The sequence below is a fragment of the Moorena sp. SIO3H5 genome (assembly GCF_010692395.1).
In the GTDB taxonomy this organism is placed as follows: domain Bacteria; phylum Cyanobacteriota; class Cyanobacteriia; order Cyanobacteriales; family Coleofasciculaceae; genus Moorena.
In genome coordinates this window covers 1-2815 of record NZ_JAAHHS010000645.1, presented here as the reverse complement: position 1 = coordinate 2815, position 2815 = coordinate 1, and the positions used below count along the sequence as shown (strand labels likewise).

The 2815-nt window shown below is 42.7% G+C and carries 3 protein-coding genes; 2 read left to right on the top strand and 1 reads right to left on the bottom strand.

Translation table 11 applies throughout. The features are described 5' to 3' along the window. Window positions 1-2042, top strand: a 2042-nt coding sequence (locus tag F6K52_RS34985; RefSeq protein WP_293089584.1) for a histidine kinase dimerization/phospho-acceptor domain-containing protein, incomplete at its 5' end; no start/stop codon positions are given. A 133-nt stretch (window positions 2043-2175) separates the two neighbouring features. Here F6K52_RS34985 and F6K52_RS34980 read toward each other — a convergent pair. Then, complete coding sequence (locus F6K52_RS34980) at window positions 2176-2358, bottom strand: hypothetical protein (protein ID WP_293089583.1); 183 nt, start codon at window positions 2356-2358, stop codon at window positions 2176-2178. A 214-nt stretch (window positions 2359-2572) separates the two neighbouring features. On the opposite strand from F6K52_RS34980, the gene F6K52_RS34975 reads away from it, so the two are divergent. Continuing rightward, the coding region (locus tag F6K52_RS34975) for a hypothetical protein (RefSeq protein WP_293089582.1) at window positions 2573-2815 on the top strand (243 nt) is incomplete at its 3' end.

The following is a 2815-nucleotide window of genomic DNA, read 5'->3' as shown; positions in this document are numbered from 1 at the left end:
CCTACCGTGACTTTCGAGGCCTCCACTTTGGTGGTAGCCATGACGCAGTGGTCTACGCTGTTCGTGATGGTATTGTCGATGCTGGCACTGTCCGCACTGATACCCTCGAACGTATGGCACAGGAGGGCAAAATTAATCGTGATGACTTTGTGATCCTCAATCAGCAAACTCAATATCAGGACACTTTCCCTTTTGCTGTGAGTACTAAACTTTATCCACAATGGCCTTTTTCCACACTATCCCATACCCCAGTGGAGTTAGCGGAAAAGGTTGCGATCGCATTAATGACCATACCTTCTGAGCACCCAGCCGCCAAAGCTGGTCGTTATCAGGGCTGGACGATCCCGGCCAACTACCAAGCTTGTCACGAAACTTTACGGAATCTGCGGGTTCGTCCCTACGAAGATTGGGGAAACGTGACTCTGGGTCAAGTCATCTATCAGTACCGCTATTGGCTGTTATTTGCTGGTGTTTCCTGTTTTGGATTTAGCTATGGTCTAGTTTATCTGGCTGGCCGTAGGCGAATCGAAGCAGAACTGCGACAAACCAATGCTTTACTCGAAATCCGGGTCTCCGAACGTACAGCTGAGTTCAAAGCAGCTAAAGAAGCGGCTGATCAGGCTAATCATGCCAAAAGTCAATTCCTGGCTAATATGAGTCATGAATTGCGTACTCCCCTCAATGGCATTTTGGGTTATGCCCAAATTCTACAACGGGATCCACAGATAACTCCTCAACAACAAGACCAGATCAACCTTATTTATAAGTGTGGCAACTATCTTCTCCATCTGATTAATGACATTTTAGACTTATCCAAAATCGAAGCTCGGAAAATGGAACTGTTTCCGACAGAAATTCATTTGCCGTCCTTTCTGATGGAAGTTGTAGAAATGTGTCGGGTCAAAGCCCAGCAAAAAGAGATTGTTTTTAGTTATCAACCCTCATCCCATCTGCCAGAGGGTATCCTGGCTGATCCCAAACGATTACGACAAGTTCTGATTAATCTTTTGGGAAATTCCATTAAGTTTACTGACCATGGCGGAGTAACGTTTAAGGTAGACGTTATCAGTAACCACCAAGCAATTACTACTCGCCCATCCCCCCTAGTCATACTTCAATTTATCATTAAAGATACTGGCATTGGGATGACCCCAGAACAACTGAAAAAAATCTTTTTTCCCTTTGAACAGGTGGGGGATGTTGAGCATCGTGAACAAGGCACTGGACTTGGATTAGCGATTAGCCAAAAAATTATCAATTTGATGGGAAGTGCTATCAATGTTGAGAGTACTTATGGCCAAGGTAGCATTTTCTCGATAGATTTAGAGTTACCGATTGCTACAGCTGTTATTGACAGTAATCAAGCTTCCACCAAGACTATTATAGGTTGTCAGGGGAAAGCAGGGAAAATCTTAGTAGTAGATGACAAATGGGAGAATCGCTCTTTAATTGTGAATGTGTTAAAACCTCTGGGATTTGAACTGTTTGAGGCCAGTAATGGGGTTGAGGGTTTGGAAAAAGCCACAGAATTTAACCCTGATCTAATTATTACTGACTTGGTGATGCCAGTGATGGATGGCTTGGAAATGATGCGACGTCTGCGCTCATCAGATAACTTTAAAGATCTGTTAATTATTGCTTCATCTGCCAGTGTTTATGAGTTAGACAAGCAACAGAGTTGGAATGCAGGCTGCGATGATTTTATTCCCAAACCAGTGGACGTAGCCGAATTACTGGAAAAATTAAAACAGCATTTGCAACTAGAATGGGTGTATGAAGACTTCATCCCAAAACCAGAAATTAAAACAGATGCTGGATCTCAAGAAATCCAACTAGATGCGATTGTGCCTCCCCCATCTGATATTCTGATCCTACTTTATGACTTTGCTAAGAGAGGTAGTGTGTTTGACATCAGACAAGAAGCTGAAAAGCTAGAACAATTAGATGCTAAGTTTGTCCCATTTGCTAAGATAATTTATAAATTGGCTAAGGAGTTTAAGGTGAAGGAACTTAGGAAGTTTCTCGAACAGTATGTCGATTAATTATAATTATAATTGCTGAGATTTGAAATAGGTAACAGGGAATAGGTAACAGACAAGAGGCAAGAGGCAAGAGGCAACAGGTAAAAAATATTATGTACATTAGGTGTGACCCGTGGCGAATTTAATTCTTATATCATGTCAGCATAATTACCCTTAATAAAAATCTCCCCCATCTCCCCATCTGGCCATCTCCCCACACTCTTTCAAGGGTATGCTCCAACGACTCAGAACAGTTACCGGCAACCCCTCTCGAGAGTCCAAACTCTGACAGCAGTACAGCGAATCCCCGTGTTTTGAGCTGTTTTCGTCGGGGCATAAACCGTGATTCAAGCTGCTCTACTCAATCATCTTCCCTTACCGATTGGTCAATTTTTTCCCGATTTTCCTCCAAGTATCCCTGTTCTCTCCTCAGCCTAAATCTTACAAACCTACCCCTGAAAGCTCCCCAAAAATTCGTACATCACCTAATTGAAAACTGCTATACTATGAGTCGTCTTTACTTCTTAATTAAATCCAGCCTCATTCTAGGCATGGGATTATCACTAATACCATCGGCTGCCCCAGGGATTATTCCTCCTCAGAAATCTGTAGATGGAACAGGACAAATAACGACTTCAGAGGTAAAGATTGTTAAGGTGGGAGTGATGGCAATTCGGGGTGTTGAGCATACTAAAACAAAATGGCAACCGACTCTAGACTATCTCAGTGAAACCATTTCCGGCTATGTTTTCCAACTTGTACCACTAGGGTTTGACACCCTCGAAGAAATAATA